General features: G+C 70.3%; 23 protein-coding genes and 2 tRNA genes. 10 read left to right on the top strand and 15 right to left on the bottom strand.

The genetic code is table 11. The features are described 5' to 3' along the window. Window positions 1-29 precede the first annotated feature (29 nt). The 6 genes from ehuB (at window position 30) to CRP49_RS18985 (ending at window position 4,223) form a co-directional block, all read left to right on the top strand. Window positions 30-947, top strand: a complete 918-nt coding sequence (gene ehuB, locus CRP49_RS19010; protein ID WP_097254447.1) for an ectoine/hydroxyectoine ABC transporter substrate-binding protein EhuB — start codon at window positions 30-32, stop codon at window positions 945-947. Further along, complete coding sequence (gene ehuC, locus CRP49_RS19005) at window positions 944-1,663, top strand: ectoine/hydroxyectoine ABC transporter permease subunit EhuC (RefSeq protein WP_097254446.1); 720 nt, start codon at window positions 944-946, stop codon at window positions 1,661-1,663. Before ehuB ends, ehuC begins: the two co-directional genes overlap by 4 nt. Further along, window positions 1,660-2,310 (top strand): ectoine/hydroxyectoine ABC transporter permease subunit EhuD, encoded by a 651-nt coding sequence (ehuD, locus tag CRP49_RS19000; protein ID WP_097254445.1) that lies wholly within the window; start codon window positions 1,660-1,662, stop codon window positions 2,308-2,310. The genes ehuC and ehuD overlap by 4 nt, the downstream gene beginning before the upstream one ends. Continuing rightward, the gene (ehuA, locus tag CRP49_RS18995) at window positions 2,300-3,082 is read left to right on the top strand and encodes an ectoine/hydroxyectoine ABC transporter ATP-binding protein EhuA (RefSeq protein WP_097254444.1); all 783 of its coding nucleotides are present in this window, start codon (window positions 2,300-2,302) and stop codon (window positions 3,080-3,082) included. The genes ehuD and ehuA overlap by 11 nt, the downstream gene beginning before the upstream one ends. A 212-nt stretch (window positions 3,083-3,294) precedes the next feature. After that, a complete protein-coding gene (locus CRP49_RS18990) occupies window positions 3,295-4,053 on the top strand; it encodes an IclR family transcriptional regulator (RefSeq protein ID WP_101373532.1) in 759 nt (252 codons plus the stop codon). Between the two features lie 96 nt (window positions 4,054-4,149). Beyond that, window positions 4,150-4,223: transfer RNA gene (locus tag CRP49_RS18985), tRNA-Lys, on the top strand. On the opposite strand, the gene CRP49_RS18980 is transcribed toward CRP49_RS18985, so the two are convergent. The 5 genes from CRP49_RS18980 to CRP49_RS18960 form a co-directional block, all read right to left on the bottom strand. Next, window positions 4,189-5,844, bottom strand: coding sequence for an AMP-binding protein (locus CRP49_RS18980; protein ID WP_097254443.1), 1,656 nt, complete (start codon window positions 5,842-5,844; stop codon window positions 4,189-4,191). The genes CRP49_RS18985 and CRP49_RS18980 overlap by 35 nt on opposite strands. Window positions 5,845-5,886: 42 nt before the next feature. Further along, entirely contained in the window at window positions 5,887-6,354 is a 468-nt protein-coding gene (locus CRP49_RS18975) for a DUF3592 domain-containing protein (protein ID WP_097254442.1), read from the bottom strand. Window positions 6,355-6,472: 118 nt separating this feature from the next. Continuing rightward, complete coding sequence (locus tag CRP49_RS18970) at window positions 6,473-7,087, bottom strand: lytic polysaccharide monooxygenase (RefSeq protein ID WP_097254441.1); 615 nt, start codon at window positions 7,085-7,087, stop codon at window positions 6,473-6,475. A gap of 121 nt (window positions 7,088-7,208) precedes the next feature. After that, window positions 7,209-8,354, bottom strand: coding sequence for an SPFH domain-containing protein (locus CRP49_RS18965; RefSeq protein WP_097254440.1), 1,146 nt, complete (start codon window positions 8,352-8,354; stop codon window positions 7,209-7,211). Window positions 8,355-8,444: 90 nt separating this feature from the next. Then, the gene (locus CRP49_RS18960) at window positions 8,445-9,731 is read right to left on the bottom strand and encodes a peptidoglycan-binding protein (RefSeq protein WP_097254439.1); all 1,287 of its coding nucleotides are present in this window, start codon (window positions 9,729-9,731) and stop codon (window positions 8,445-8,447) included. A 185-nt stretch (window positions 9,732-9,916) separates the two neighbouring features. Here CRP49_RS18960 and CRP49_RS18955 point away from each other — a divergent pair. From CRP49_RS18955 to CRP49_RS18940, 4 genes are all read left to right on the top strand, one after another. Next, window positions 9,917-9,990 (top strand) — tRNA-Lys (locus CRP49_RS18955). Between the two features lie 172 nt (window positions 9,991-10,162). Next, the gene (locus CRP49_RS18950) at window positions 10,163-10,885 is read left to right on the top strand and encodes a FadR/GntR family transcriptional regulator (RefSeq protein ID WP_097254438.1); all 723 of its coding nucleotides are present in this window, start codon (window positions 10,163-10,165) and stop codon (window positions 10,883-10,885) included. A gap of 309 nt (window positions 10,886-11,194) precedes the next feature. Next, window positions 11,195-13,237 carry a glycosyltransferase family 2 protein gene (locus tag CRP49_RS18945; RefSeq protein ID WP_097254437.1) on the top strand — a complete coding sequence of 681 codons (2,043 nt, stop codon included), beginning with the start codon at window positions 11,195-11,197 and terminating at the stop codon, window positions 13,235-13,237. After that, on the top strand, window positions 13,234-15,171 hold the full coding sequence (locus CRP49_RS18940) for a kelch motif-containing protein (RefSeq protein WP_097254436.1): 1,938 nt from the start codon (window positions 13,234-13,236) through the stop codon (window positions 15,169-15,171). Before CRP49_RS18945 ends, CRP49_RS18940 begins: the two co-directional genes overlap by 4 nt. Here the strand turns inward: CRP49_RS18940 and CRP49_RS18935 are convergent, their stop codons facing one another. The 10 genes from CRP49_RS18935 to CRP49_RS18890 all read right to left on the bottom strand — a co-directional run bounded on the left by CRP49_RS18935 (window position 15,172) and on the right by CRP49_RS18890 (window position 24,024). After that, complete coding sequence (locus CRP49_RS18935; RefSeq protein WP_097254435.1) at window positions 15,172-16,197, bottom strand: glycoside hydrolase family 6 protein; 1,026 nt, start codon at window positions 16,195-16,197, stop codon at window positions 15,172-15,174. Between the two features lie 92 nt (window positions 16,198-16,289). Further along, window positions 16,290-16,949, bottom strand: a complete 660-nt coding sequence (locus CRP49_RS18930; protein WP_097254434.1) for a class F sortase — start codon at window positions 16,947-16,949, stop codon at window positions 16,290-16,292. 15 nt (window positions 16,950-16,964) lie between these two features. Beyond that, window positions 16,965-17,510, bottom strand: coding sequence for a hypothetical protein (locus CRP49_RS18925; RefSeq protein WP_097254433.1), 546 nt, complete (start codon window positions 17,508-17,510; stop codon window positions 16,965-16,967). A gap of 117 nt (window positions 17,511-17,627) precedes the next feature. After that, on the bottom strand, window positions 17,628-18,407 hold the full coding sequence (locus CRP49_RS18920; protein WP_094214473.1) for an HAD-IIA family hydrolase: 780 nt from the start codon (window positions 18,405-18,407) through the stop codon (window positions 17,628-17,630). A 128-nt stretch (window positions 18,408-18,535) separates the two neighbouring features. After that, window positions 18,536-19,591 carry a 2-aminoethylphosphonate ABC transporter substrate-binding protein gene (locus tag CRP49_RS18915; protein WP_097254432.1) on the bottom strand — a complete coding sequence of 352 codons (1,056 nt, stop codon included), beginning with the start codon at window positions 19,589-19,591 and terminating at the stop codon, window positions 18,536-18,538. Window positions 19,592-19,636: 45 nt separating this feature from the next. Then, on the bottom strand, window positions 19,637-20,434 hold the full coding sequence (locus CRP49_RS18910; protein WP_097254431.1) for an ABC transporter permease: 798 nt from the start codon (window positions 20,432-20,434) through the stop codon (window positions 19,637-19,639). Next, on the bottom strand, window positions 20,421-21,203 hold the full coding sequence (locus CRP49_RS18905; RefSeq protein ID WP_097254430.1) for a 2-aminoethylphosphonate ABC transporter permease subunit: 783 nt from the start codon (window positions 21,201-21,203) through the stop codon (window positions 20,421-20,423). Before CRP49_RS18905 ends, CRP49_RS18910 begins: the two co-directional genes overlap by 14 nt. Continuing rightward, window positions 21,196-22,242, bottom strand: a complete 1,047-nt coding sequence (locus tag CRP49_RS18900; protein ID WP_097254429.1) for an ABC transporter ATP-binding protein — start codon at window positions 22,240-22,242, stop codon at window positions 21,196-21,198. The genes CRP49_RS18905 and CRP49_RS18900 overlap by 8 nt, the downstream gene beginning before the upstream one ends. 1 nt (window position 22,243) lies before the next feature. After that, a complete protein-coding gene (locus CRP49_RS18895) occupies window positions 22,244-22,930 on the bottom strand; it encodes an HAD family hydrolase (protein WP_097254428.1) in 687 nt (228 codons plus the stop codon). Window positions 22,931-22,938: 8 nt separating this feature from the next. Then, window positions 22,939-24,024 (bottom strand): TIGR03364 family FAD-dependent oxidoreductase, encoded by a 1,086-nt coding sequence (locus tag CRP49_RS18890; protein WP_257033675.1) that lies wholly within the window; start codon window positions 24,022-24,024, stop codon window positions 22,939-22,941. Between the last annotated feature and the right edge of the window lie 173 nt (window positions 24,025-24,197).

The following is a 24,197-nucleotide window of genomic DNA, read 5'->3' as shown; positions in this document are numbered from 1 at the left end:
GACAGATGCGCTTGGGTAGCCGCGCCGCCATGGCTCCACCACTTGGGAACGACGTACACACGATCCGGTCGGAACACAGACACAGCAGGCGCTCGGTGCTCGCGGGCCTCACGGCAGCCGGTGTGCTGGGTGCCGCGGGCTGTACGCGGGTGGCCTCGGCGTCCGGCACCAGGGGCGGCGACCTGCTCGACCGGCTGCGCGCGCAGGGGGTCGTACGGCTCGGGATCGCCGGTGAGATCCCCTTCGGGTACATCGACCGGAACGGGCATCTCACCGGGGAGGCGCCCGAGCTGGCGAAGGTGATCTTCAAGCGGCTCGGCGTGGACCGGGTGCAGCCGGTGCCGACCGAGTTCGGTTCGCTCATCCCCGGGCTGAACTCCCAGCAGTTCGATGTCGTGGCCGCCGGGATGTACGTCAATCCCGAGCGCTGCCAGCAGGTGATCTTCGCGGATCCGGACTACCAGATGCTGGACTCGTTCATCGTCCGGAAGGGGAATCCGAAGGGGCTGCACTCCTACCGGGACGTGGTGGCGAAGAAGGCGAGGTTCGCGACCGGGACCGGGTACGCCGAGATCCAGTACGCGGTCGAGGCCGGGTACAAGGAGAGCGACATCCTGATCGTCCCGGACCAGGTCGCCGGGCTCAACGCCGTCGAGGCCGGGCGCGTCGACGTCTTCGCCGGTACGGCGCTCACCGCCCGCGAGGTGGTGAAGAAGTCCGCCAAGGCGGAGGCCACGAAGCCCTTCGCCCCGCTGGTCAAGGGCAAACCGCACGTCGACGGCGGGGCGTTCGCGTTCCGGCCCACCGAGACGAGGCTGCGCGACGCCTTCAACGTCGAACTGCGCAAGCTGAAGCGGAGTGGGGAGCTGTTCCGCATCCTGCGGCCCTTCGGCTTCACCAAGGCCGAGCTGACGGACCTCACCGCGAAGGAGCTGTGCGGCGGATGACCTCGGGGCTCTGGGAACTCGTACTGAAAGGCGTCTGGACCACCGTCCAGCTGCTGGTGTTCAGCGCGCTGCTGGCCACCGCGGTGTCCTTCGTCGTCGGTGTCGCGCGCACCCACCGGCTGTGGATCGTGCGCTTCCTCGCCGGCTTCTACACCGAGGTGTTCCGCGGCACCTCGGCGCTGGTGATGATCTTCTGGGTGTTCTTCGTGCTGCCGGTCGCGTTCGGCTGGCAGCTGGTGCCGATGTGGGCGGGCACGCTGGCGCTCGGGCTGACGTACGGCGCGTACGGCTCGGAGATCGTGCGCGGCGCGCTGAACGCGGTCGACCCGGCGCAGCGGGAAGGAGGGATCGCGCTCAGTTTCACGCCCTGGCAGCGGCTGCGGCTGGTCCTGCTGCCGCAGGCGGTGCCGGAGATGATCCCCTCCTTCTGCAACCTGCTGATCGAGCTGCTCAAGGGCACCGCGCTGGTGTCGGTCATGGGCATGGGCGATCTGACCTTCAGCGCCAACCTGGTGCGGCTGGCGCTGCAGCAGAGCGCGGAGATCTACACGTACGTGCTGCTGATCTACTTCGCGATCGCCTTCGTGCTCACCCGCCTGATGCGCGGTCTGGAGAAGCGGCTCAAGGCCGGGGTCGGCAAGGACGCCGGCACGGAGTCGGCGGCGCGTGAGCTGAAGCGGGCGCAGACGACCGGAGTGGGGGGTCGAGTCGCATGAAGTGGGACTGGAACGCCGTCAGCGAGTTCATGCCGCGCTTCTGGGACGGGCTGCTGGTCACCCTGCAGGCGCTGGCCCTCGGCTCGCTGCTGTCCTTCACGCTCGGCCTGGTGTGGGCGCTGCTGATGCGGACGCCGAGCCGGTGGGTGCGCTGGCCGGTCGGGGTGGTGACGGAGTTCGTGCGCAACACCCCGCTGCTGGTGCAGCTGTTCTTCCTGTTCTATGTGCTGCCCGAGTGGGGCCTGACCTTCTCGGCGCTGGCCACCGGCGTCTTCGCGATCGGCCTGCACTACTCGACCTACACGATGCAGGTCTACCGGGCCGGTATCGAGGCGGTGCCGGCCGGCCAGTGGGAGGCGGCGACGGCGCTGAACCTGCCCCTGCGCCGGACCTGGACCGCGGTGATCCTTCCGCAGGCGATCCGCCGGGTGGTCCCGGCCCTCGGCAACTACGTGATCGCCATGCTCAAGGACACGCCGATGCTGATGGTGATCACCGTGCTGGAGATGCTCGGGCGGGCCCGGCTCTTCTCCCAGCAGCACTTCCAGTTCACCGAGCCGCTCACCGTGATCGGTGTGGCCTTCGTCCTCATCTCCTACCTGGCCTCCCTTCTTCTGCGAGCCCTGGAGCGACGCCTTGTCCGTTGAGACCAGCAAACAGCCCACCGTCACCGACACGCGTCCGACCGAGCTGGTCCGCCTGGAGGGGGTGACCAAGCGGTTCGGGGACAACACGGTCCTCGACGGGCTCGACCTCTCCGTGGAGGCGGGCCGGCATGTGACCCTGATCGGCCCGTCCGGCTCCGGCAAGACGACGATCCTGCGCCTGCTGATGACCCTCACCAAGCCGGACGAGGGCACGATCACCGTCGACGGGGAACGGCTGTTCCCGGCCCCGGAGAAGCAGGTCCGGGAGGTCCGCAAGAAGATCGGGATGGTGTTCCAGCAGTTCAATCTGTTCCCGAACATGTCCGTGCTGCGGAACATCACCGAGGCGCCGGTGCAGGTGCTCGGCATGTCCCGGGACGAGGCCGAGGCGCGGGCGCGGGAGCTGCTGGACCTGGTGGGGCTGGCCGACAAGTGCGACGCACGGCCCACCCGGCTCTCCGGCGGCCAGCAGCAGCGGGTGGCGATCGCCCGGGCGCTGGCGATGCGGCCGCGGGTGCTGCTGCTGGACGAGGTGACCTCGGCGCTCGACCCCGAGCTGGTCGCGGGCGTCCTGGATCTGCTCAGGGACATCGCCCGCACCACCGACATCACCATGCTCTGCGTGACCCACGAGATGGGTTTCGCCCGGGACATCTCCGACCAGGTACTGATGTTCGACGCCGGGCGCGTGATCGAGTCGGGCCCGCCGGAGAAGATCTTCAGCGATCCGGAGCGGGACCGGACCCGGGAATTCCTCAGCGCGGTGTTGTGACTACGACGCGTGAAAACGGGAAGAGTCGAGGTCCGGGGAGTGGGTGATGACCCTGGCATATGCCAGAGGGTCTGCACCGCAGTTGGGAGAGGGGGGCGAGCACCACAATCTCGCCAACACCCTCTCCCCAACGGGCCTTTGCCCGTTATCGTGGTAGCGATCCGCCGACCGGACTGAGCGGCCACAGACAGGCGAGCGCAGGGGGAAACACCGTGGCGCTGATGCACGAGCCGACCGCCCCATACCACTCCGCCCAGGACGCACTGCGCGTGCTGGAGACCGTGGCCCGTCACCCCGCCGGCGTCACCGACACCGAGCTGGCCCGCCGCACCGGCCTGGGCCCCGAGCGGCTGACCACCCTGCTGCGCATGCTGCGCCGCGAGGGCTACGTCGAGCAGATCACCGACGGGGCGTACGTCACCGGCGACACCCTGCGCCGCCTCACCTCGGCGCACGACCGCGAGCGGGCCCTGCGCGAGAAGCTCCAGCACACCCTGAACCGGCTGCGGGACTCCGTCGGCGCGGCCGTGTACATGAGCCGGTACGTGGACGGCGAGGTCAAGGTCACCCAGTACGCCGCCGGGCCGAGCACCCCGGCGGTCAACGAGTGGGTCGACTTCCGCTACTCCGCCCACGCCACCGCCGTCGGCAAGAGCCTGCTGACCCAGCTGGACCACAACGGCCGCCGCGACCACCTCTCCCGGCACAAGATGGCCCGCCTCACCTCGCGCACCATCACCAGCGACAAGCTGCTGCTCTCCCGCCTGGAGTCCCAGCCGCCGACGGTGCCGATCCTGGACCTCCAGGAGTACGCGATCGGCACGGTCTGCGCGGCCGTCCCGATCACCGCGGGCTCGTCGGTCGGCTGCCTGGCCCTGTCCCTCCCGGTGGAGCACGCCCACCGCCTGCGCCAGGCCGCGGACGCCCTCAACCGGAACGCGGCGCCTGTCCTGCTGTCCCTGACGATCTAGGCGGCCCCTCGGGGTGGTCACGACCACCCCTGCGGACCAGGTAGTATTTTCTTCGTCGCCAGCCGCGGAACAGAAACCGCGGAAGGCGAGAGTCATGCGCCGCTAGCTCAGTTGGTTAGAGCAGCTGACTCTTAATCAGCGGGTCCGGGGTTCGAGTCCCTGGCGGCGCACAGATGAGGGGCCCTTCGCGGAAGCGAGGGGCCCTTCGACGTCTTCCCTGGTCAGTCGCCGGTACGTCCCCTCCCCCGGCGGCCGCCACCACACCGGGTCGGCACACCGGAACCCCTCGCGCCGCAGCCGCGCCCGCTCGATCTTGTTGGTGGCCGTTACGGGCATCCGCTCCACCACCCGCACGAACCGGGGCGCCATCTTCGTCCCGAGGTCGGGCTGGGCTCGCAGGAACGCGGCGAAGGCGACCGGATCGAACCGCCCGGCGACGGTCGCCATGACCTGGTCCCCGGTGACCGGATCAGGCACCCCGTACACGGCGACGGCCACCGCGCCCTCGTACCGGGCGAGGATGTTCTCGATCATCGCGGCGGCCAGATTCTCCCCGTCGACCCGGATCCGATCATCGGTACGGCCGGCGAAGTACAGGTACCCCTCGGCATCCCGATAGAAGAGATCCCCGGTCCAGTACGCCCCACCCCGCCGCCGCTCGGCCTCGGCGGCGGGATTCCGCCAGTACCCCTCGAAGGGACTGGGCCCCTGGTTCACCAGCTCCCCGATGGCCTCGTCACCGTTGAGGAGCCGCCCGGCGCCGTCGAAGACGGCCACCGGACACTCCAGCCCCGTACCCGGATCGAGCACCACCAGACCGGTCCCCGCCGGCCCCACCGCCCCCACCGGAGTGCCCGGCGCCCACTGGATCGCCGCCCCGCCCTCGGACGACCCGTACCCCTCCACCAGCCGCACCCCGAACCGCCGCTCGAACGCGGCCGCGTCCACCGCCCCGGCCTCCGTCCCGAACCCCGTCCGCAGCGGGTTGTCCCGGTCGTCGGGCCGCGCCTCGGTGGCGAGGATGTACTGGATCGCCCGCCCGACATAGGTGAAGTACGTCGCCTCGTACCGCCGCACGTCCGCCAGAAACCCGGACGCCGAGAACCGCCGCCGCAGCGCCACCCCCGCCCCGGCGGCCAGCGCGGGCGCCCAGTCCGCGATCACCGCGTTGCCGTGGAACATCGGCATACAGACGTAGTGCACGTCGTCCGCGCGAACCCCGAACCGTGCGGTCAGCGCATATCCCGCAGCGGCCAGCCGCCCCTGGGAACAGAGGGCGGCCTTGGGGGCGCCGGTGGAGCCGGAGGTGAAGTAGAGCAGGATCCGGTCGTTCGGGGTGGCCGGGGCGGGGTCGGGTACGGCGTCGGCGTAGGGGGCGAGGAGGGCGGCGTACGCGTCGTCGTCAGTGACGAGGACCCGCACACCCGGCAGCTCCAGCCCCGCCAGCAACGGCAGATGAGCCCGCTCGGTGACCAGCACCGGGCACTCGACGTGCCGGATGTCCCGGGCCAGCTCGGCACCCCGACGGGTGGGGTTGATCCCGGCGACGGCCGCACCGGCGAGCGCGGCGGCCCCGAGCCACAGCGGGAACTCCTCGGTGTTGTCGAGCAGCACGCCGATGTGCGGGACGGCACCTGGTGTCAGGAGGTCGGCGAGCAGCGCGGCCCGGGCCGCCGCCCCCGCGGCCACCTCGTGGTGGGTCAGCACCCGCTCCTCGCACCACAGTCCCGGCCGGTGATCTCCCCAGCGGGCCGCGACCAGCTCGGCTACCGTGCGCATCCTGGACTCCATGGGGGCGCAGGGTAATTGACGTAGCGTCAGATGTGGAGGCCGCTACGGCAGCAGGCCCGCCGACTCCGCGAACATCGTGTGGGCCACGACCATGAAGCCGATGCAGAAGGTGGTGACCACGCCGAGGAAGGTCAGCCCGAAGCCGGTGCTGAAGGCCAGCTTGCCGCGGGACGGCGGGAGGGCGGTGGCCTGCTGCGGCTGCTCCGGGAGGTATCGCACGGTGACGAAGTCGCCCTCGAGCACGGTCGCGGGACCGTCCTCCTCCTCGAACCGGACCGTGCGGCCTTCGCGGGTCGTGAACTCGTAGACGTGGTGCACGGTCGTCCGCACGGAGGTGTCCCCACCGCCCCCGCTGGTCGTGGTGTACATCCGCAGGCAGCGCGCCTCGGCCGTCAGACCCTGCGCCCACGTCCTGCCGAGCCTCCGGGCGCGGCGGACCAGCAGGTACGCGGCGGACGCACAGCCCGCGATGATGAGGGTGGGGACGGCGTAGAAGAACAGTTCGAACATGAGGTTCCCCCGAGGTCGATGTGCCGCTCCGATCGATCGGCGTGGCGGGAACCTATCCGGCGGGACGGGCCGCTGACCTCAAGGGAACCTCAGTTTCGGTGCCGTGACGGAACGGCGGTCAGAAGGTGACGTCGGAGCAGGCGTAGAACGCGTTGCCCGTGTCGGCGATCGTCCACACCGCGAGGATGACGTGGTGGCCGCTCAGCCCGGTCGGCAGGGTGCCGCTGTGGCTGAGAGTGGCCGGCGGACGCTGGCCGTTGTAGGGGACGGTGAGGAACGGGGTGGTGTTGAGGTCCGAGCGGGCGAGAGCGTGGTTCTGGTTCCAGCCCTGCTTGGTGACGTAGTACTTGAAGTCCGTCGTGGCGTGCATGGCGGTGAACTGCCAGCGGAAGGTGTACGACTGACCGCCGGTCACCTTCGTGGTGGGCCAGGCCGCGCCGGACGGTGTCGTCGGCGAGCTGAGCTGGGCGAAGCGGCTCAGGCCGCCGTTGCAGATCTGGCCGTCGGCGGGTCCGGCGGCCGGGAAGCCCTTGGGGCCCTCGACGCTCTGCGGCTCCCACTGGATGTCGCCGCAGTTCGTCACGGTGCCGTTCTGGCAGAGCTTCTGCCTGCTGATGGGGAGGTCGGTGTAGCCGTGCCCGCTGGCGCCGCCGGTGGAGAGCGCGAAGGCTCCGGCGGTCACCACACCCAGCACGACTGCGGATAACGCTGAGAATCTGGTCTTCGTGCGCATGCTGCCGCTCCTGGAGAACGTGGGGGAGGTTCAGTGAGCTGAGCCGTGCAGTAGGTCTAGACCAAGTCTCAGATTATTGCCGTTAGTTGGCCGTGTCTATATCAAGACGTGTCCATACCAATCACATCGGCTCCCGACGGCCCGAGCAGAACGCCACCGTCAGATCCCGGACGAGCACCTTGCGCTCGTAGTCGTCCAGTTCGACGAGACCGCGCATGGTCAGCCGGGTCACCGTGTCCTCCACCGAGTCCACGACCGAGTTGAGCATGCTGGCCCGCTGCCGGGCGTCCAGCGCGGCGATGGTGCGCCGGTGCATCGCCGCGGCGATCTCCGGCGCGTACTCCACCCGCAGCGGCTGCACCGAGAACACCTCCAGGCCGATCGGCCCCGCCTCCGCCGCCACCAGCCGGGTCAGCGCCTCCCCCGCCGCGGCCACCCCGCCCCGCGCCGAACCCGGCAGGTCCACCGGCACCCGGGCCAGCGCCGCCTCCACGCACTCCTGCAGATAGGTCTCGTGGTCCTCGATGCCGAGCACGGCCCGCGCGGTGTCCCGCACCCGCCACACCACCTGGACGACGACCCGCAGCGCCACCCCGTTGGCGTCCGCCGCCGGCATCGCCTCGCTGCGCCAGTGCCGCAGCCGTACGTCCACCCGGCGGCGCACCAGCAGCGGGTTCACCCAGAGCAGGCCGGTGCGCCGGACCGTCCCGCGGTAGCGGCCGAACAGCCCGAGCAGCCGGGCCTGCCCGGTCCGGCCGCGGGCGAGCCCGCCGAAGCCGAGCACACCGAGCGCCCCGGCCCCGGTGTATGCCGCCCACTGCGCCGGCCCGAGACTCGCACCCGTGCAGGCCGGCAGGCGCAGCGCCGCCACCGCGAGCGGCGGCAGCACACCCGCCCACCACGAGGTGGCCAGGCACCCCGCGACGCCGCCCGCCCCGGCCAGCACCCCGGCCAGGCCGGGCAGCACCCGCGCCGGACGCTCCACCAGCTCCGGGTCGACCTGCGGCAGCGTCCGGCTGCGGGCCGGGACCGGCCGCCGGAGGCGGGGCTGCTCGCCGGTGCCCTGCCGGCGGCCCACGACGGCGGGCTTCAGCGGCACCGGCACCGACTCGGGGTCGGGCTCGTCGCGGAAGAGCAGGTGGACGGGGATCTCGGTGGTCGCCTCGTTCTGGATCAGCCGGGCCGGACGGGTGGCCATGCCCCCCGCGCCCACCGGGCTCTCCGGCTGCTCTTCGGACTCGGACGTGTGTGACGTGGTCGTACTCATGCGTGCCTCCAGCCTCCGCGCCAGATGCGTCATGACAGTGAGAAATGAGAGTGAGAGATGAGAAATGGGGGTGGGATCGGGGGTGCCCGCCTACGCGAACAGGCGGCGCCAGGTCTCCGGGCCCGGGTAGCCGTCCGCCGCGCCGCCCCGCCAGCCCTGGCTGCGCTGGAACGCCTCCACGGCCCGCCGGTCCGCCTCGCTCCAGCTCGGACCGGGCCCGTCGGCGTAGAAGCTGCCGAACCCTTTCTTCACCAGTTGCTTCCCCAGCTGGGTGACGTACTCGTTCTCCGCGCCCGGGCGGAAGAGGTTCCGGCCGGGATAGCCGGCCACCCCGTGCGAGGCGGGCCGGGTGGATCCGGCCGCTTTGGGGGTGACGTTCCTGCCCTGCCCGGAGACGAGCAGCCTCCAGGTACGGGGGCCGGGGAGCCCGTCGGCGTCCGCGCCCGTCCAGCCCTGGGCCAGCTGGAACGCCCGGGTCGCCTGCCGGTCCGCCTCGCCCCAGACCGGGCCCGGGCCCTCTCGGTAGTAGGAGCCGGCACCGCGGGCCGCCAGCAGCCGGCCGAGCTGGGTGACGTACTTGTTGTTCGTGCCGGGGCCGAAGAACCCGGCGCCCGGGAAGGGCGACGGTGTTTTGCTGCCGGCGCCCGCGGCGCCGGCGGTCACGCCCTTGTAGCGGTAGGGGACGTACTTGTCGGCGTGGGTCCAGTAGGGGTACGGGGTGGGCTGGCGGCGGGTGTGCGGGGGCGTCTGCTCGTAGACCATGTAGTTGGTGTGCGTGTAGTCCGACCAGCCGCCGAAGATCACGACGTGGGAGCCCTTCTCGGGGTTGTCCGGGTTGTGGAAGAGGAGGATGTCGCCGGGCTGCAGCTCCTCCTTGGTGATCTTCACCCCGAACTGGTCGAGGCTGCCGGTCCACTCGTTGGTGGTCAGGCCCCAGGCCATGGAGACATAGCCCGAGCAGTCCTGCCGGTAACCGTCGGACCAGTAGTCGTCCATGCTGTACGGCACCTGCGCGGTGACCCAGATCTTGGCCCGGTTGATGATCTTGGTCCGGGTGGTGGCGGGGATCGGGGCGAGTCCCGGCTTGGCCGGTTCGCCGGCCGGGCCGTGCAGCGGGGCCCTGGGGCCCTGGGGGGTGTCAGGCCCATCATCCGCCGCGGGGGTGCCGGGGCGGGGCGGGGAGTGGGGGGCGGTGAGGGCGGCGGCCGGCGGGACCGCGCCGAGGGCGGACGCGGCGGCGGCCACGACCACGACTCCTCGGGCGGCCGGGTGACGGCCGAAGCCGCCGGGCGGGCGGGGACTCGCCCGGTGACGGAGGCAGCCGGGGCAGCCGCAGTCGCTCACGGGGTCGACTTCCTCGAACACCGGAGCGGCCATGCGATCTGCCTCACATTCGGGGTGGATTTGTCCGCGGATGTGCACGTTGATCAGTTTCACAACTGTCGGCGGGGTGCGCATGTTGACGGTCCGAATGATGTACAGCTCGTACGACCAACTCCCCCGGACACCGGAACGTGGTCGGGAGCACCCCTCCAGGTCAGGTAGAGTTCTCTCGTCAGCAGGCGCCGCTAGCTCAGTTGGTTAGAGCAGCTGACTCTTAATCAGCGGGTCCGGGGTTCGAGTCCCTGGCGGCGCACGATGACGATGGCGAGCCATGTCCGCAAAAAGCGCGGACCTGGCTCGCCATCTCTGTTATTGCGCGGCTGCGCCGCGCGCGGTGGGGGCTCCGCCACCCACACCCCCCGACGACAGCAGGCCCCCCGTGCGAACGGGGGGCCTGCTGCTGTTTGGCCGGATACCCTCTGGCCATGGCAGCGCGTGACCTCCAGGAGCGGATCAAGAAGCTCATCATCGACCGGCGGCTGCCCTCGGGCGCCCCGCTGCCGACCGAGCCCGAGCTGATGGAGTTCCTCGGGGCGAGCCGGAACTCGGTGCGGGAGGCGCTGAAGGCGCTCCAGGCGATGGGGATCGTGGAGATCCGGCACGGGTTCGGGACGTACGTCGGCCCGATGTCGCTCGCCCCGATGATCGAGGGGCTCGCCTTCCGTACGGTCGCCGGGCACTACCGGGGCGAGGACTCCCTGCTGCAGCTGCTTGAGCTGCGCGAGGCCGTCGAGACCGGACTGGTCTCGCGGCTGGCCGGGCGGCTGCCGGAGACCGACCTCGTTGAACTGGACGGCCTCGTGAACCGTATGGAACGGGAGGCCGCCGAAGGCCGCGGCCTCGCCGAAACCGACCGCGCGTTTCACGCCACCCTCTACCGGGGGCTGGACAACGTGCTGCTGAGCGAGGTGCTGGAGGCGTTCTGGGACGCGTTCCACCGGGTCCAGCGCGATCTGGTGGACGTACCGCAGGACCCACGGGTCACTTGCCGTCAGCACCGGGAGATCCTCGACGCGGTCCGGTCCGGCGATTCCATACGGGCGGAGGAGGCCATAAGAGATCACTTCGGCAACATCCGTGCCCGCCTCTCCCCCACGGGCGCACCGGAGCCTCCCGAGCCACACGCGCGCCACAATGAACGGGTTTGACCGGTAAACACCGCGTTTCGCGTCTTGCGATCATGCTGAGCGCCGTAGAACCCTGGTTGTTCATGACGCCGCGGATTCGCGGCACTTGGGGGGGAAAGCGGTTGCGTACCGGCGGGGAGGGGGCCCCGCTCATGAATCGGTGCCGAGGGGGGCATCATGCAACCGGAAGGTCGCGGTCCCGTGTCTATAGGGTGAGCAAGACGTGGTGACGGTGACTCACCATGCAACCGCCTGTGACGGCCGAGGGGACCCCGATCCGGCGGAAGGACCGACGAACACGCGGTGACCTGCGTGTGGGGGGAATGACTCATGACGTCGACGCCGACGGGCGCCCGGCAGAGCCACGAACAGAACAACGACCCGTCACAGACCACCCAGCTCCGTGCGATCGGGCACCGGACGGGCCAGTTCCGCCGCATCAGGAAGAGCCTGCCGAGATACGACTACGAGCACTACAGCCGGCTGGCGGGTCCCCTCACCCAGCCCGACCCGGGCAAGCCCTACAAGGTGCAGTACCGCTCGCTGCTCTCGCAGGAGCCGCACCGGATACGCGCCGCGCTCATGCTGGGCGCGGCCCCGGTACTCTCCCTGGTCCTGCTGTTCTGGCTCATGCAGCCCGAGCACTGGACCGAACGGGACTACCCGGCCTACGACTTCCTGCCGGCGCTCGACATCGTCATGCTCGTCTCGATCGGTCTGATCGAGTTCTTCCGCTGCATGAACGTGCTGTCGAACGCGCACGCCACGCTGGTCGCCCGGGACCCGGTCCCGGTCGTGCCGGAGACCGGAACCCGCGTCGCCTTCCTCACCTCCTTCGTGCCCGGCAAGGAGCCGCTGGAGATGGTGACCAAGACCCTGGAGGCCGCGGTCAAGCTGCGCCACCGGGGCCTCATGCACGTGTGGCTGCTGGACGAGGGCGACGACCCCGCCGTCAAGGAGGTCTGCGCCCGGCTCGGCGTCCACCACTTCTCCCGCAAGGGCGTCGCCCGGTGGAACCAGCCCAAGGGCCCGCACCGCGCCAAGACCAAGCACGGCAACTACAACGCCTGGCTTGAGGCGCACGGCGGCGAGTACGACTTCTTCGCCTCCGTCGACACCGACCACGTGCCGCTGCCCAACTACCTGGAGCGGATGCTCGGTTACTTCCGCGACCCGGACGTCGGCTTCGTCATCGGCCCGCAGGTCTACGGCAACTACGACACGTTCGTCACCAAGGCCGCCGAGTCGCAGCAGTTCCTCTTCCACGCCCTCATCCAGCGCGCCGGCAACCGCTACGGCGCCCCGATGTTCGTGGGCACGTCGAACGCCGTGCGGATCAGCGCGATCAAGCAGATCGGCGGGCTGTACGACTCGATCACCGAGGACATGGCCACCGGGTTCGAGATGCACCGCGCCAAGAACCCGGCCACGGGCCGGAAGTGGAAGTCGGTCTACACCCCGGACGTCCTCGCCGTCGGCGAGGGCCCGAACGCCTGGACGGACTTCTTCACCCAGCAGATGCGCTGGTCCCGGGGAACGTACGAGACGATCCTCAAGCAGTACTGGAAGGGCTTCTGGTCGCTGCCGCCCGGCAAGCTCTTCAACTACACGATGATGATCATCTTCTACCCGATGTCCGCCCTCAACTGGATCCTGGCGGCGCTGAGTTGTGCGCTGTTCCTGGGCCTGGGCGCCTCGGGCGTGAACATCGACCCGACCGTGTGGCTGATGCTGTACGGCAACGCCTCCGCGCTCCAGATCGGCCTGTACATCTGGAACCGGCGGCACAATGTCTCCCCGCACGAGCCGGAGGGCTCCGGCGGTGTCGCGGGCATGGTGATGTCGGCGCTGTCCGCGCCGATCTACGCCCGCTCGCTGATGGACGCGGTGCTGCGCCGCAAGAGCAAGTTCGTGGTGACTCCGAAGGGCGACTCGGCCAGCCCGGACACGCTGTTCGGGACCTTCCGGATCCACTGGTTCTTCATCCTGGTCTTCGGTGGTTCGCTCGCCGCGGGCTTCGTGTTCGGGCACTCCCACCCGGCGATGATCACGTGGGCGGTCTTCGCCATGCTGATCACCGCCTCGCCGATCTTCGCCTGGCGGCACGCGCTGCGGCAGGAGAAGAAGAAGCCCCGGCAGGCGGCGGCTTCCGGTGCGGGTACGGCTGCCGAGGTGGCGGCACCCGGGCCGGCGGTGGCGGAGCCGCAGGACGCGGTGCCCGCGGGGTACGCGGCCCACGCGCCGCACGCCCACGCCCCGCAGCAGCGGCCCAGTTGGGCCGCCTCGCCCCGGGGGCCGGGCGGTGACCCCGCGGGGGACAACGAACAGACCATGCAGATCGCGCTCGGCGGACTTGGGGGACGTAAGGAATGAAGGACCAGGCCGGCCGCCGTCGTGCTCGTCGACTCGCGATAGGCACGGCGGTGGTACTCGCGCTGGCCGGGATGAACGGGCCGTGGCTCTACCGCTTCGGAACCGAGCAGTACCACCAGTACAAGATCAACAAGCCCGAGTACAAGGCCGCGAACGGCCACTGGGACATCGTCGACTTCCCCGAGGAGTACCGCCAGGACACCATCCACGCGGCGCTCCTGCACACCGGCAAGGTGCTGCTGGTGGCCGGCTCGGGCAACAACCAGGACAACTTCGACAAGAAGAAGTTCGACACCCGTATCTGGGACCCGGTCAAGGGCACGATCAAGAAGGTGCCGACGCCCGCCGACCTGTTCTGCACCGGCCACACCCAGCTGGCCAACGGCAACCTGCTGATCGCGGGCGGGACGAAGCGCTACGAGAAGCTCAAGGGCGACGTCACCAAGGCCGGCGGCCTGATGGTCGTGCACAACGAGAACCCGGACAAGCCGATGACGCTGCCCGCGGGCACCAAGTTCACCGGCAAGGAGAACGGCAAGACCTTCGTGTCGAAGGACCCGGTGCTCGTACCGCGCGCGAAGAAGGTCTTCGACCCGAAGACCGGCGCGTTCCTGCGCAACGACCCCGGGCTCGGCCGTATCTACGTCGAGGCGCAGCGCAGCGGCACCCAGTACGAGACCGGCACCCAGGACAACTACCGGATCCAGGGCCTGACCGGCGCCGACGCGCGCAACACGTACGGCATCGCGCAGAAGCTCGCTCTCGACAAGAAGGACTTCCAGGGCATCCGCGACGCCTACGAGTTCGACCCGGTCGCCGAGCGGTACATCAAGGTCGACCCGATGAACGAGGCCCGCTGGTACCCGACGCTCACGACCCTGTCGGACGGGAAGATCCTCAGCGTCTCCGGTCTCGACGACATCGGTCAGCTGGTCCCGGGGAAGAACGAGATCTTCGACCCCAAGACCAAGAAGTGGACGTACACGCAGAAGATCCGGCAGTTCCCGACGTATCCGGCGCTGTTCCTGATGCAGAACGGGAAGATCTTCTACTCGGGTTCCAACGCGGGGTACGGACCGGACAACGTGGGCCGTGTTCCCGGGATCTGGGACGTCGGCACCAACAAGTTCACCAAGCTGCCCGGGCTCAGCGACCCGAACATGATGGAGACGTCAGGGACGGTGCTCCTGCCTCCGGCGCAGGACGAGAAGTTCATGGTGATCGGTGGCGGCGGGGTCGGCGAGTCCAAGCTGTCCAGCAAGAAGACGCGGCTCATCGACCTGAAGGCGCAGAACCCGCACTTCGTCGACGGGCCCCAACTGGAGAAGGGGACCCGGTATCCGCAGTCCTCGATCCTTCCCGACGACACCGTGCTGGTGTCGGGGGGGTCCGAGGACTACCGGGGGCGCGGCGCCTCCAACATCCTGCAGGCCCGGATGTACCACCCGGACAGCAACAGCTTCACCCAGGTCGCCGATCCACTGGTCGGGCGGAACTACCACTCCGGGTCGATCCTGCTGCCGGACGGGCGGGTGATGTTCTTCGGGTCCGACTCGCTGTACGCGGACAAGGCGAACACGAAGCCGGGGAAGTTCGAGCAGCGGATCGAGATCTACACGCCTCCCTATCTGTACCGGGACTCCCGGCCGTCGTTGAGCGGGGGGCCGCAGACGATCGCCCGGGGTGCTTCGGGGACGTTCACCTCGAAGCACGCCTCGAGCATCAAGAAGGTGCGGCTGATCCGGCCGAGCGCGTCGACCCATGTGACGGACGTGGATCAGCGGTCGATCGCCCTGGACTTCACGACGTCCGGTGACAAGATCACGGTCACGGTGCCGAAGAGCCGCAATCTGGTGCAGTCGGGGTGGTACATGCTGTTCGTGGACGACGACCAGGGGACGCCGTCCAAGGCTCAGTGGGTGAAGGTGCCGTAGCTATTTGCTGTTCTCGGCAAGGGCGAGTGCGTAACTCGCCCACCACTGCCCAGCCTTCGGGCCCCCCTTGCAGGTGCCGTCCGACTCTCCCGGGCGCTTGACCCACAGGTAGGCGTCCACGAGGGGGTCCGCCGTCTTCGTCGTCGGGGTCTCGCCCAGGGCCCGGCCGGGCGGGTTGCACCACTTCTGGGCCGGGTCGCCCTCGGTGTACGGGCCGTTGCCGTTGCGGCTGGTGTCGATGACGAAGTGCTTGCCGCCCACCTTGGCGGAGAGCTGTTTGCCGTAGGCGATGGAATCCTGGGTGGAGTAGAAGTTGGAGACGTTGACGGCGAAGCCGTCGGCGCGGTCGATGCCGGCCTGCTGGAGGGGCTGGAAGATCTGGTCGGGGTGGCCCCAGCCGGCGTTGCCGGCGTCCAGGTAGACCTTGGTGTTCTTCAGGGACTTGAGCTTGTCGATGGCGCCCCGCAGGAGGTCGTAGCGCTCCTCGTGGAACTCGTCCGGGGTGCAGCCGTCGACGAGGTGGAGTACGGCGTCGGGTTCGAGGATGACGGTGGCGGGGCGGTCCCCGATGCCCCGGGCGACGCCGTCGACCCAGGCGCGGTAGGCGTTGCCGTCGGCCGCGCCGCCCTGGGAGTACTGGCCGCAGTCGCGGTGCGGGATGTCGTAGAGGACGAGCAGGGCCGTGCGGTCGGACTTCTCGGCGGCCTCGGTGAAGCCGCGGGCCTCCCGCTCGGGGTTCTCCGGGCCGATCCACTCCCCCACCGGCTGCTCGGCGATCTTGCGGATCTGTGCGGCGTCGGTCTTCTTGCCGGCCTTCTCGTAGGCGGCGAGCTGGCGGGCCGCGGTGCCGTCCGGGTTCACCCAGAACGGGTCGGCGGACTTGGGCTGTTGAGTGATCCCGGCGCCCGGATCGGCGGCCTGGTCCCCGTCCGACGAGGAGCACCCGGCGAGCAGCAGTGCCGCCCCCAGCACCGCCGCGGACGCCCGTGCCCGTGCCGAAGTGCGGGCCCCCCTGGTGTCGTACATGCGTTTCCCCCCTGGGCGCATCGTTCCGGCCTGGTCGACCGAGTACCAATCGTGGCATACCGGCCGTGCCGGTCACGAGGTCGTGCAGGGGGTCAGGGGCCGGTGCCCGTGAGGTACGCGGAGACCACCACGTTGGCCGTGTAGCTGCGGCTGATGCGGTCGAAGGTGCCGCCGCAGGTGATCAGGCGGAGTTCGGCGCGGCCCGGCTGATGGGGGCCGTAGGCCTGCCGGGCGTCGAAGTCGTCGCGGGCCAGGACGCGGATGCCGTCGATGGTGAAGTGGGCGACCTTGCCGTCCGAGCGGACCACGCGGATCGTCTCGCCCGGCTTCAGGGTGCTGAGCTTGTAGAAGACGGCGGGCCGGGTCTCGGTGTCGACGTGGCCCACCATGAGCGCGGCCCCTGCCGCGCCGGGCGCGGTCCCGGAGCCGTACCAGCCGACCACTCCCGGCTGGTTGAACGGCGGCGGGTCGACGGCGCCCCTGCTGTCCAGGCCGCGGGCCGTCACGGGGGCCTGCACGCCCAGTTCGGGGATGTCGATGCGCTGCGGGGTCGCGGGGCCGAGCGGCTTGGCCGCGGGCGGCAGCCGGACCTGCTCGGTGCCGAGTCCGGCCACGTCACCCGGGCCGGACGGGCTCTCGGGTACGTCGGTCACGCCCCGCCCCCACAGCCACAGCCCGAGCAGCAGGAGTGTCCAGGCCAGGGCGGTGAGCAGGCGCGCGGTGCCGGTGGTGCGCCCGGGGTCGTCGGACATGGTGGCCGTACGCCCTCAGTCCGTGCCGCGGCTCCGGCGGGCCCTGAGCAGCCCGACGGAGGCCGCCGCGACCCCGGCGAGGGCCAGGCCGGTCACCGCCTGGCCGGTGCCGGGAGCGGACCCGCTGGTGGCCACCGTGGCGAAGTGTGCGGTGCCGCCGCCGCCCGCGTGGACCGGGGCGACCGGCGAGGCGAGGGTGCCGGACGGCAGCCCGTCATGGCCCGAGGAGGTCTCCACGACGGTGATCCGGCCGGTGATGACCGTGCCGGAACAGCTGATCCGCACCTCGTAGCCGCCCGGCTCCAGCGAGGTGCGGATGCGGGTCTCCCCGGCCAGCGTGCCCTGGCTGCCGGTCAGCCGGGCGTCGGAGACGAACGCGGCGGAGGCGGCGGTGCCCTGCGCCCCGGTACAGCCGCGTACCCGTAGGGACACGTCGCCGCCCGGGGCCGGGGAGGCCGGGGTCACCGTGACTCCTGGGCCGTCGTCGGCCGCGTACGCCACCGGGGTCAGGGCGGCGACGGCCAGGAGTCCTGTACAGAGAGTGAGGCGAACTGAACCCATCGTGAACCTCCAGACAGTGGGAGGCTCCCCCGTACGGCGCGCCTCCGCATCCTGGGGAGGCGCGCGATTGCTCCATACGGGTGGGACGGGGTGTGTGCCGGGTTTGAAAGTCCCTGATCAGACGAGGTCTACGAGGTCCGCGATGGAGTCGACGACCTGGGAGGGGCGGAAGGGGTAGCGGTCGACGTCGTCCGGCTGGGTGACGCCGGTCAGCACCAGGAAGGTGCGCATCCCGGCCTCCAGGCCCGCGAGGACGTCGGTGTCCATCCGGTCGCCGATCATCGCGGAGGTCTCGGAGTGGGCGCCGATCGCGTTGAGCCCGGCCCGCATCATCAGCGGGTTGGGCTTGCCGACGAAGTACGGCTTCTTGCCGGTCGCGGCGGTGATCAGGGCGGCGACCGAGCCGGTGGCGGGCAGGTCGCCCTCGGTGGAGGGGCCGACGTTGTCGGGGTTGGTCGCGATGAACCGGGCCCCGCCGTTGATGAGACGCACGGCCTTCGTCAGGGCCTCGAAGGAGTAGGTGCGGGTCTCGCCGAGGATCACGAAGTCGGGCTCGTGGTCGGTGAGGATGTAGCCGATGTCGTGCAGTGCCGTGGTCAGGCCCGCCTCGCCGATGACGTAGGCGCTTCCGCCGGGCCGCTGGTCGTCCAGGAACTGGGCGGTGGCCAGGGCGGAGGTCCAGATGTTCTCCACCGGCACGTCCAGGCCCATCCGGCGCAGCCGGGCGTGCAGGTCACGGGCGGTGTAGATGGAGTTGTTGGTCAGGACCAGGAAGGGCCGCCCGGATTCGCGCAGCTTCTTCAGGAAGGCGTCGGCGCCGGGGATCGGCACTCCCTCGTGGATCAGGACGCCGTCCATGTCGGTGAGCCACGACTCGATGGGCTTGCGGTCTGCCATGTGCTTGCGTCTCCTGCGTGCGTACGGTCAAGAAGCGGGGGCGCCGGAACCACGGCGTACCGACGCCCCCAGCCTAATCAGGAAGGCCTGATCCTGACCCTGGTCAGGAGTGACTGATCAGCGACGGGTCAGCTGCCGGTGGCCGACTTCCAGTCCTCGACGTAGGCCGTGAGGTTCTTGTCGATGTCGTTCCAGTCCGGCTGGAAGATGTCCACGCCGTCCATCAGCTTGGTGAGCGCGACGGCGTTGGCGTCGGTGGCCTTGATGTCCTGGCGGGCGCTGAAGCCGCCGCCGATCTCGCTGACCTGCTGCTGGGCCTGCTGCCCGAGCATGAAGTCGAGCAGCTTCCGGCCGTTCTCGCTGTGCGGGGCCTTGGTGACCAGGCCGGCCGCGTAGGGCAGGGCGAAGGTGGTGGGCTTGCCGTCCTTGCCGGCCGGGAACCAGATGCCGAGGTCGGTCATGTCCTTGGACTGGGCGTAGTTCATCTGCACGTCCCCGTTGGCGACGAGGAGTTCGCCCTTGTCGACCTTGGGGGCGAGCTTGCCGGTGGAGGCGGACGGGCCGACGTTGTTGGCCTGGAGCTTCTTCAGGTAGGCGAGGGCCGCGTCCTTGCCGCCGAAGTCGTGGATGGCCTTGATGAGGACGGCGGTGCCGTCACCGGCGACGCCGGGGGTGGAGTACTGGAGCTTGTTCTTGTACTTGCCGTCGAGCAGCTCGTCCCAGGTCCTGGGCGCCTGCTTCAGCTCCTTCTTGTTGTAGACGAAGCCGAAGTAGTTGTTGACGACCGAGGTCCAGGTGCCGTCGACGGCCTTGTCGGCGCCGCTGACCAGCTCGGAGTCCTTCGGCTCGTACTTCTGCAGCAGGCCCTTGCCGTCGGCCTGCTGGATGAACGGCGGGAGGGTGACCAGCACGTCGGCCTGCGGGTTGCTCTTCTCGCGGACGGCGCGCTGCACCATCTCGCCGGAGCCGCCCTCGACGTACTTGACCTTGATCCCGGTCCGCTTCTCGAAGTCCGCGAAGACCTTGTCGTACCAGCCGTCGCCGTTCTGGCCCTTGAGGCCGTCGGCGCTGTAGACGGTGACGACCTTCTCGTCGGAGGCGGCGGAGGAGCCGCCGCAGGCGGACAGCAGCGGGGTGGCGAGCAGGGTGAGGGCTACGGCGAGCGTGACGCTGTTTCTGGGCATGGCGAGGCGAACTCCTTGCAGAGATAAGCGGGTTGGGAGGGCGGATCAGCGGTACGACGCCCGGGTGCGGACCCGGGAGACGGCGAACAGGACGAGCAGGGTCGCGGCCATCAGCACCACCGCGACGGCGGAGCCCGTGAACAGGGCGCCGCGGTCGGTGGCCGCGTAGATCAGGACCGGAAGCGGGGTCCAGTCGGGCGGGTAGAGCATCATCGTGGCGCTCAGCTCGCCCATGGACAGGGCGAAGCAGAGGCCGGCGGCGGCGGTGAGGGAGGGCAGCAGGAGCGGGAGCCGGACCCGCCACAGGACATACGCGGGCCGGGCGCCGAGGGAGGCGGCGGCCTGTTCGTAGGCCGGGTCGAGGCGGGTGATCGCGGCCGACACGGACTGGTGGGCGAAGGCGGTCACCAGGACGGTGTGGGCGATGATCACGATCCACCGGGTGCCATTGAGCAGCAGCGGCGGCTGGGAGAAGGCCACCAGGACCGACAGGCCGACCACGACCGAGGGCACGGCGACCGGCAGCACGAACAGCGCGTCGAGCACGCGGCGGTGGCGCTTCTTCAGGGCCGCACCGGCGAGCGCGGCCCAAGTGCCGGTGGCCAGGGCGAGCAGGCTCGCGGTGACGGCGGTGACCAGGCTGGTGGTCAGGGCCTGGAGGGCCTCGCCGCGGGTCGCGGAGCGGTAGTGAGCCGTCGTCAGCCCCGAGGGCAGGACGCCGGACCAGTGGGTGGCGAAGGAGGCGCCGAGGACGACGAGGAGGGGCAGGGCGAAGAGGGGCAGGAAGAGCAGCAGGAACACCGCCCATACGGCCCACTTGGCCTTGCGGCTATGCACCAGCACGACGGCTCACCACCCGGTAGAGGCCGTACAGCCCCACGGAGATCAGGACGTTGACGACGGCGACCACGCACGCGCCCGGATAGTCGGACTCCAGGATCGCCTTGCTGTAGACGAGCATCGGGAGGGTCGTGACCCCTTTCGCGCCGGTGAACAGCACGATCCCGAACTCGTTGAGGCACAGCACCAGGACGAGGCTTCCGCCGGCCGCGAGCGCGGGCAGCGCCTCCGGCAGGATCAGCCGCCGTACGATCCGCGGCGCGCGGGCACCGAGCGAACTGGCCGCCTCCAGCTGCGCGGTGTCGAGTTGGGAGAAGGCGGCGAGCAGCGGCCGCATCACGAACGGCGTGAAGTAGGTGACCTCCGCCAGCAGCACGCCCCAGGGCGTGGTGAGGAACTGGAAGGAACCGACGATGCCCGTGGTGCCGTAGATGAACAGCAGCGCCAACGTGATGAGGAAGGACGGGAAGGACAGGTACACATCGATGAACCGCGCCACCGCCTTCGCCCCGGGGAACGGTACGAACGCGATGACCAGCGCCAGCAGGAACCCGAGGACCAGGCAGCCGGCCGTGGAGGCCAGCGCCAGCCAGACGGTGGTCCACAGCGCGTGCCGGAAGGCTTCGGAGACGAAGACGTCGGCGTAGGGCCGGAGGGAGGTGCCGCCGGTGTCGGGGTGGAAGGACTGCTGGACGACCAGGGCAAGGGGGTAGAGGAAGAAGAGGGTCAGGAGGGCCGTCGGGGGCAGGGCCCACCACAGGCGCCTATTCATGGGTGACTCCGGCGGGCAGCAGCACCGCGTCCTCGGGTGCGAAGTACAGGCTCACCGAGTCCCCATGGGCCGGCGGGTTCTTCAGCTCGCGAAGGTCCGCCACGACCGTGTGCCCGTCGACCTCGACGTACAGCCGGTGTGTGGCCCCCCGCCACTGGATCTCGGTGACGGTGCCGAGGAGCCGGTTGGGACCCTCGCCGAGCCCGACCAGATGCGGCCGTACGCACAGCGTGGCCCGCGCCCCCGTGACCACATCCGCCGTGTCGACCTTCAGCTGGGCGCCCGCGAAGTCGACTCCCCAGGCCCCCACCGTCACCGGCAACAGATTCGCGCCGCCCACAAAGGAAGCCGTGAACTCGCTCTTCGGCGCCCGATACAGCTCGCGAGGCGTCCCGCACTGCTGAAGCCGCGAAGCGTCCATCACCGCGATCCGGTCCGCCAGCGTCAGCGCCTCGACCTGGTCGTGAGTGACGTACAGCATCGACACGTCCGGCAACTCCCGGTGCAGCCGGGCCAGTTCGGCCAGCATGCCGGACCGCAGCTGGGCGTCCAGCGCGGACAGCGGCTCGTCCAGGAGCAGTACGTCCGGCCGGATGGCGAGCGCGCGGGCGATGGCGACGCGCTGCTGCTGTCCGCCGGACAACTCCCGTGGGAAGCGGCGGGCGTAGGCGGCCATGCCGGTCATCTCCAGCGCCTCGGCGACCCGCCCCCGTATCTCGCCCTTGGGTGTCTTCCGTGCCCGGAGTCCGAACGCCACGTTCTCGTCCACCCGCAGGTGCGGGAAGAGGGCGTACTGCTGGACCACCATGCCGATGCCGCGCCGGTACGGCGGCAGGTCCGTCACGTCCCGGTCGCCGAGGAAGACCCGCCCGGAGGCGGGCCGTACGAACCCGGCGACCGCCCGCAGCGCGGTGGTCTTGCCGGAGCCGGACGGCCCGAGCAGCGCCATGACCTCGCCGGGCTCGACGGTCAGGTCGAGGGAGTCGAGGACGACGTTGCCGTCGTAGGCGACCGTGACGGAGTCGAAGCGGATGCCCATCTCACCGGGCTCCCGTGAGCAGGGCGGGCAGGGCGGCGACGGAGTCGAGGACGTGGGTGGCGCCGGCGGCCCGGAACTCGGCGTCGCCATGGGCGCCGGTGCGGACGCCGGCGACCAGTCCCGCACCCGCCCGTACGCCGCTGAGCACGTCGTACGACGTGTCGCCGACGACGGCGACCTGCCGGACGTCCTCGGCGGCCTTGGTCCGCACGAAGGCCTCCAGGGCCATGTCCGGGAAGGGCCGCCCGCGCCCGCCCGCGTCGGCCGGGCAGAGGGTGAGCGGTACGAGGTCCCGCCAGCCGAGGGCGGCCAGGATGGCGTCCTGGGTGACGCGGGCGAAGCCGGTGGTCAGGACGACGGTACGACCGCTGCCGACGAGTTCCTCGATGGCCTCGCGGGCGCCGGGGACCGGGGCGATGAGCCCTGCGTCGACGAGGTCGCCGTACGCCTTCTCGAAGACGGTGTTGGCGCGCTGGGCGAGATCCTCGTCCCCGAACAGGTGCCGGAAGACGGAGATCTTGGACTCGCCCATGGTGGCGCGGACGTAGGCGAGCTTCTCGGCGTGGTCGGCGGAGCCGGGCTCGACGCCCAGTTCGGCAGCGGCGGCGGCGAAGGCGCGCTCGACGAGGCCGCCGTCGGCGACGGTGGTGCCGGCCATGTCGAGGACGACGAGTCGGATGTCGGTCATGGGGGTACTCACCAGCCCAGTTCGTTCGCGGTCGTTTCGGCTATCGCCGGCGAGCAGGTCATGCCGCGCCCGCCGGGCCCGGTGACCAGCCACACCCCGTCGCCCACCTGCTGCCGGTGGACGACCCGGCTGGTGTCGGTGCACTGCGCGTACACGCCGGCCCAGCGGCGCCGGACCTTCGGCAGCGGGCGGCCGAGCAGGGACTCGACCACGCCGGTGAGGTGGTCGTAGGGGTCCTCGACGGTGTCGAAGGCGAAGGGGTGCTCGTACTCGTGGGTGTCGCCGATGGTCAGGCCGCCGTCGGCGCGCTGCACCATGAGCAGCTGCATCTTGTGCGCGGCGGCGGTCTCCGGCTGCGGTTGGCGGGTGTTCAGCTCGTCCAGTGCCGGGGAGGCGTACGCCGGGTAGTACCGGAAGCTGTCGGCGTCCGCGACCGAGGTGGTGAGCGGTTCGCCGAGCGGGTCGGTCTGCATCATCTGGAGGCGGACGCGGCGCACGGGCAGGTCGGGCCCGGCGAGTTCCCGTACCAGTCCGCCGAGCCAGGCGCCGGTGCACAGCACGACGGCGTCCGCCTGGTGCACGTCGCCGTGGTCGTCGCGGACGGCCCCGGCACCGACCACCTCACGGACCTCGCGCCCCGGCAGGAAGGTGTAGTTCGGGGACTTCAGCAGCTCCGCGCGCAGGGCGAGTTGGGCGGTGCGCGGTTCGACGGCGGCGTCGCGCTCGCAGTGGAGGGCGGCGGTGAACTCGCCGCGCAGGGCGGGGTTGAGGGCCCGCGCCTCGCCGGGGGTCAGCAGCTTGTAGCCGCGGGCGGCGGCGTCCGGGCGGGCCACGGCGGCCTCGGCGACGGCGAGTTCGAGGGGGCCGCGCACCGGGGTGAGCGACCCGTTGGCCCGGAAGCCGAGCCCGGGCACCCGCCCGCCGATCCCCTCCCACAGCTCCCTCGCCCGCAGCGCGGTCTCCAGCTCTTCTCCACCGGCGCGCCCGCTGACCCAGATCTGCCCGAAGTTGCGCAGCGAGGCGCCGCGCGCCTCCGCCTCACGCTCGATCTGGACGACCTGATGGCCGCGCTCCACTGCTTGCCAGGCGTGCATGGTGCCCACCACGCCTGCTCCGACGACTGTCACTCTCACGGCGGCAACGCTCCTCGCGAACGGGTAACCGGAAGGGTCCGGCTGACAACGAGAGCGTGAACGACCCATCACGTTTGGGCTAGACCCGTTATCTTCTCGTGATAATAGAAGGGGTAGGCATGGGTGACTTTGGG

The organism is Streptomyces sp. Ag109_G2-15, assembly GCF_900215565.1.
Classification (GTDB): Bacteria; Actinomycetota; Actinomycetes; order Streptomycetales; family Streptomycetaceae; genus Streptomyces; species Streptomyces diastatochromogenes.
Note: the sequence above shows the minus strand (reverse complement) of the source record. Positions and strands in the feature narration are given on the sequence as shown.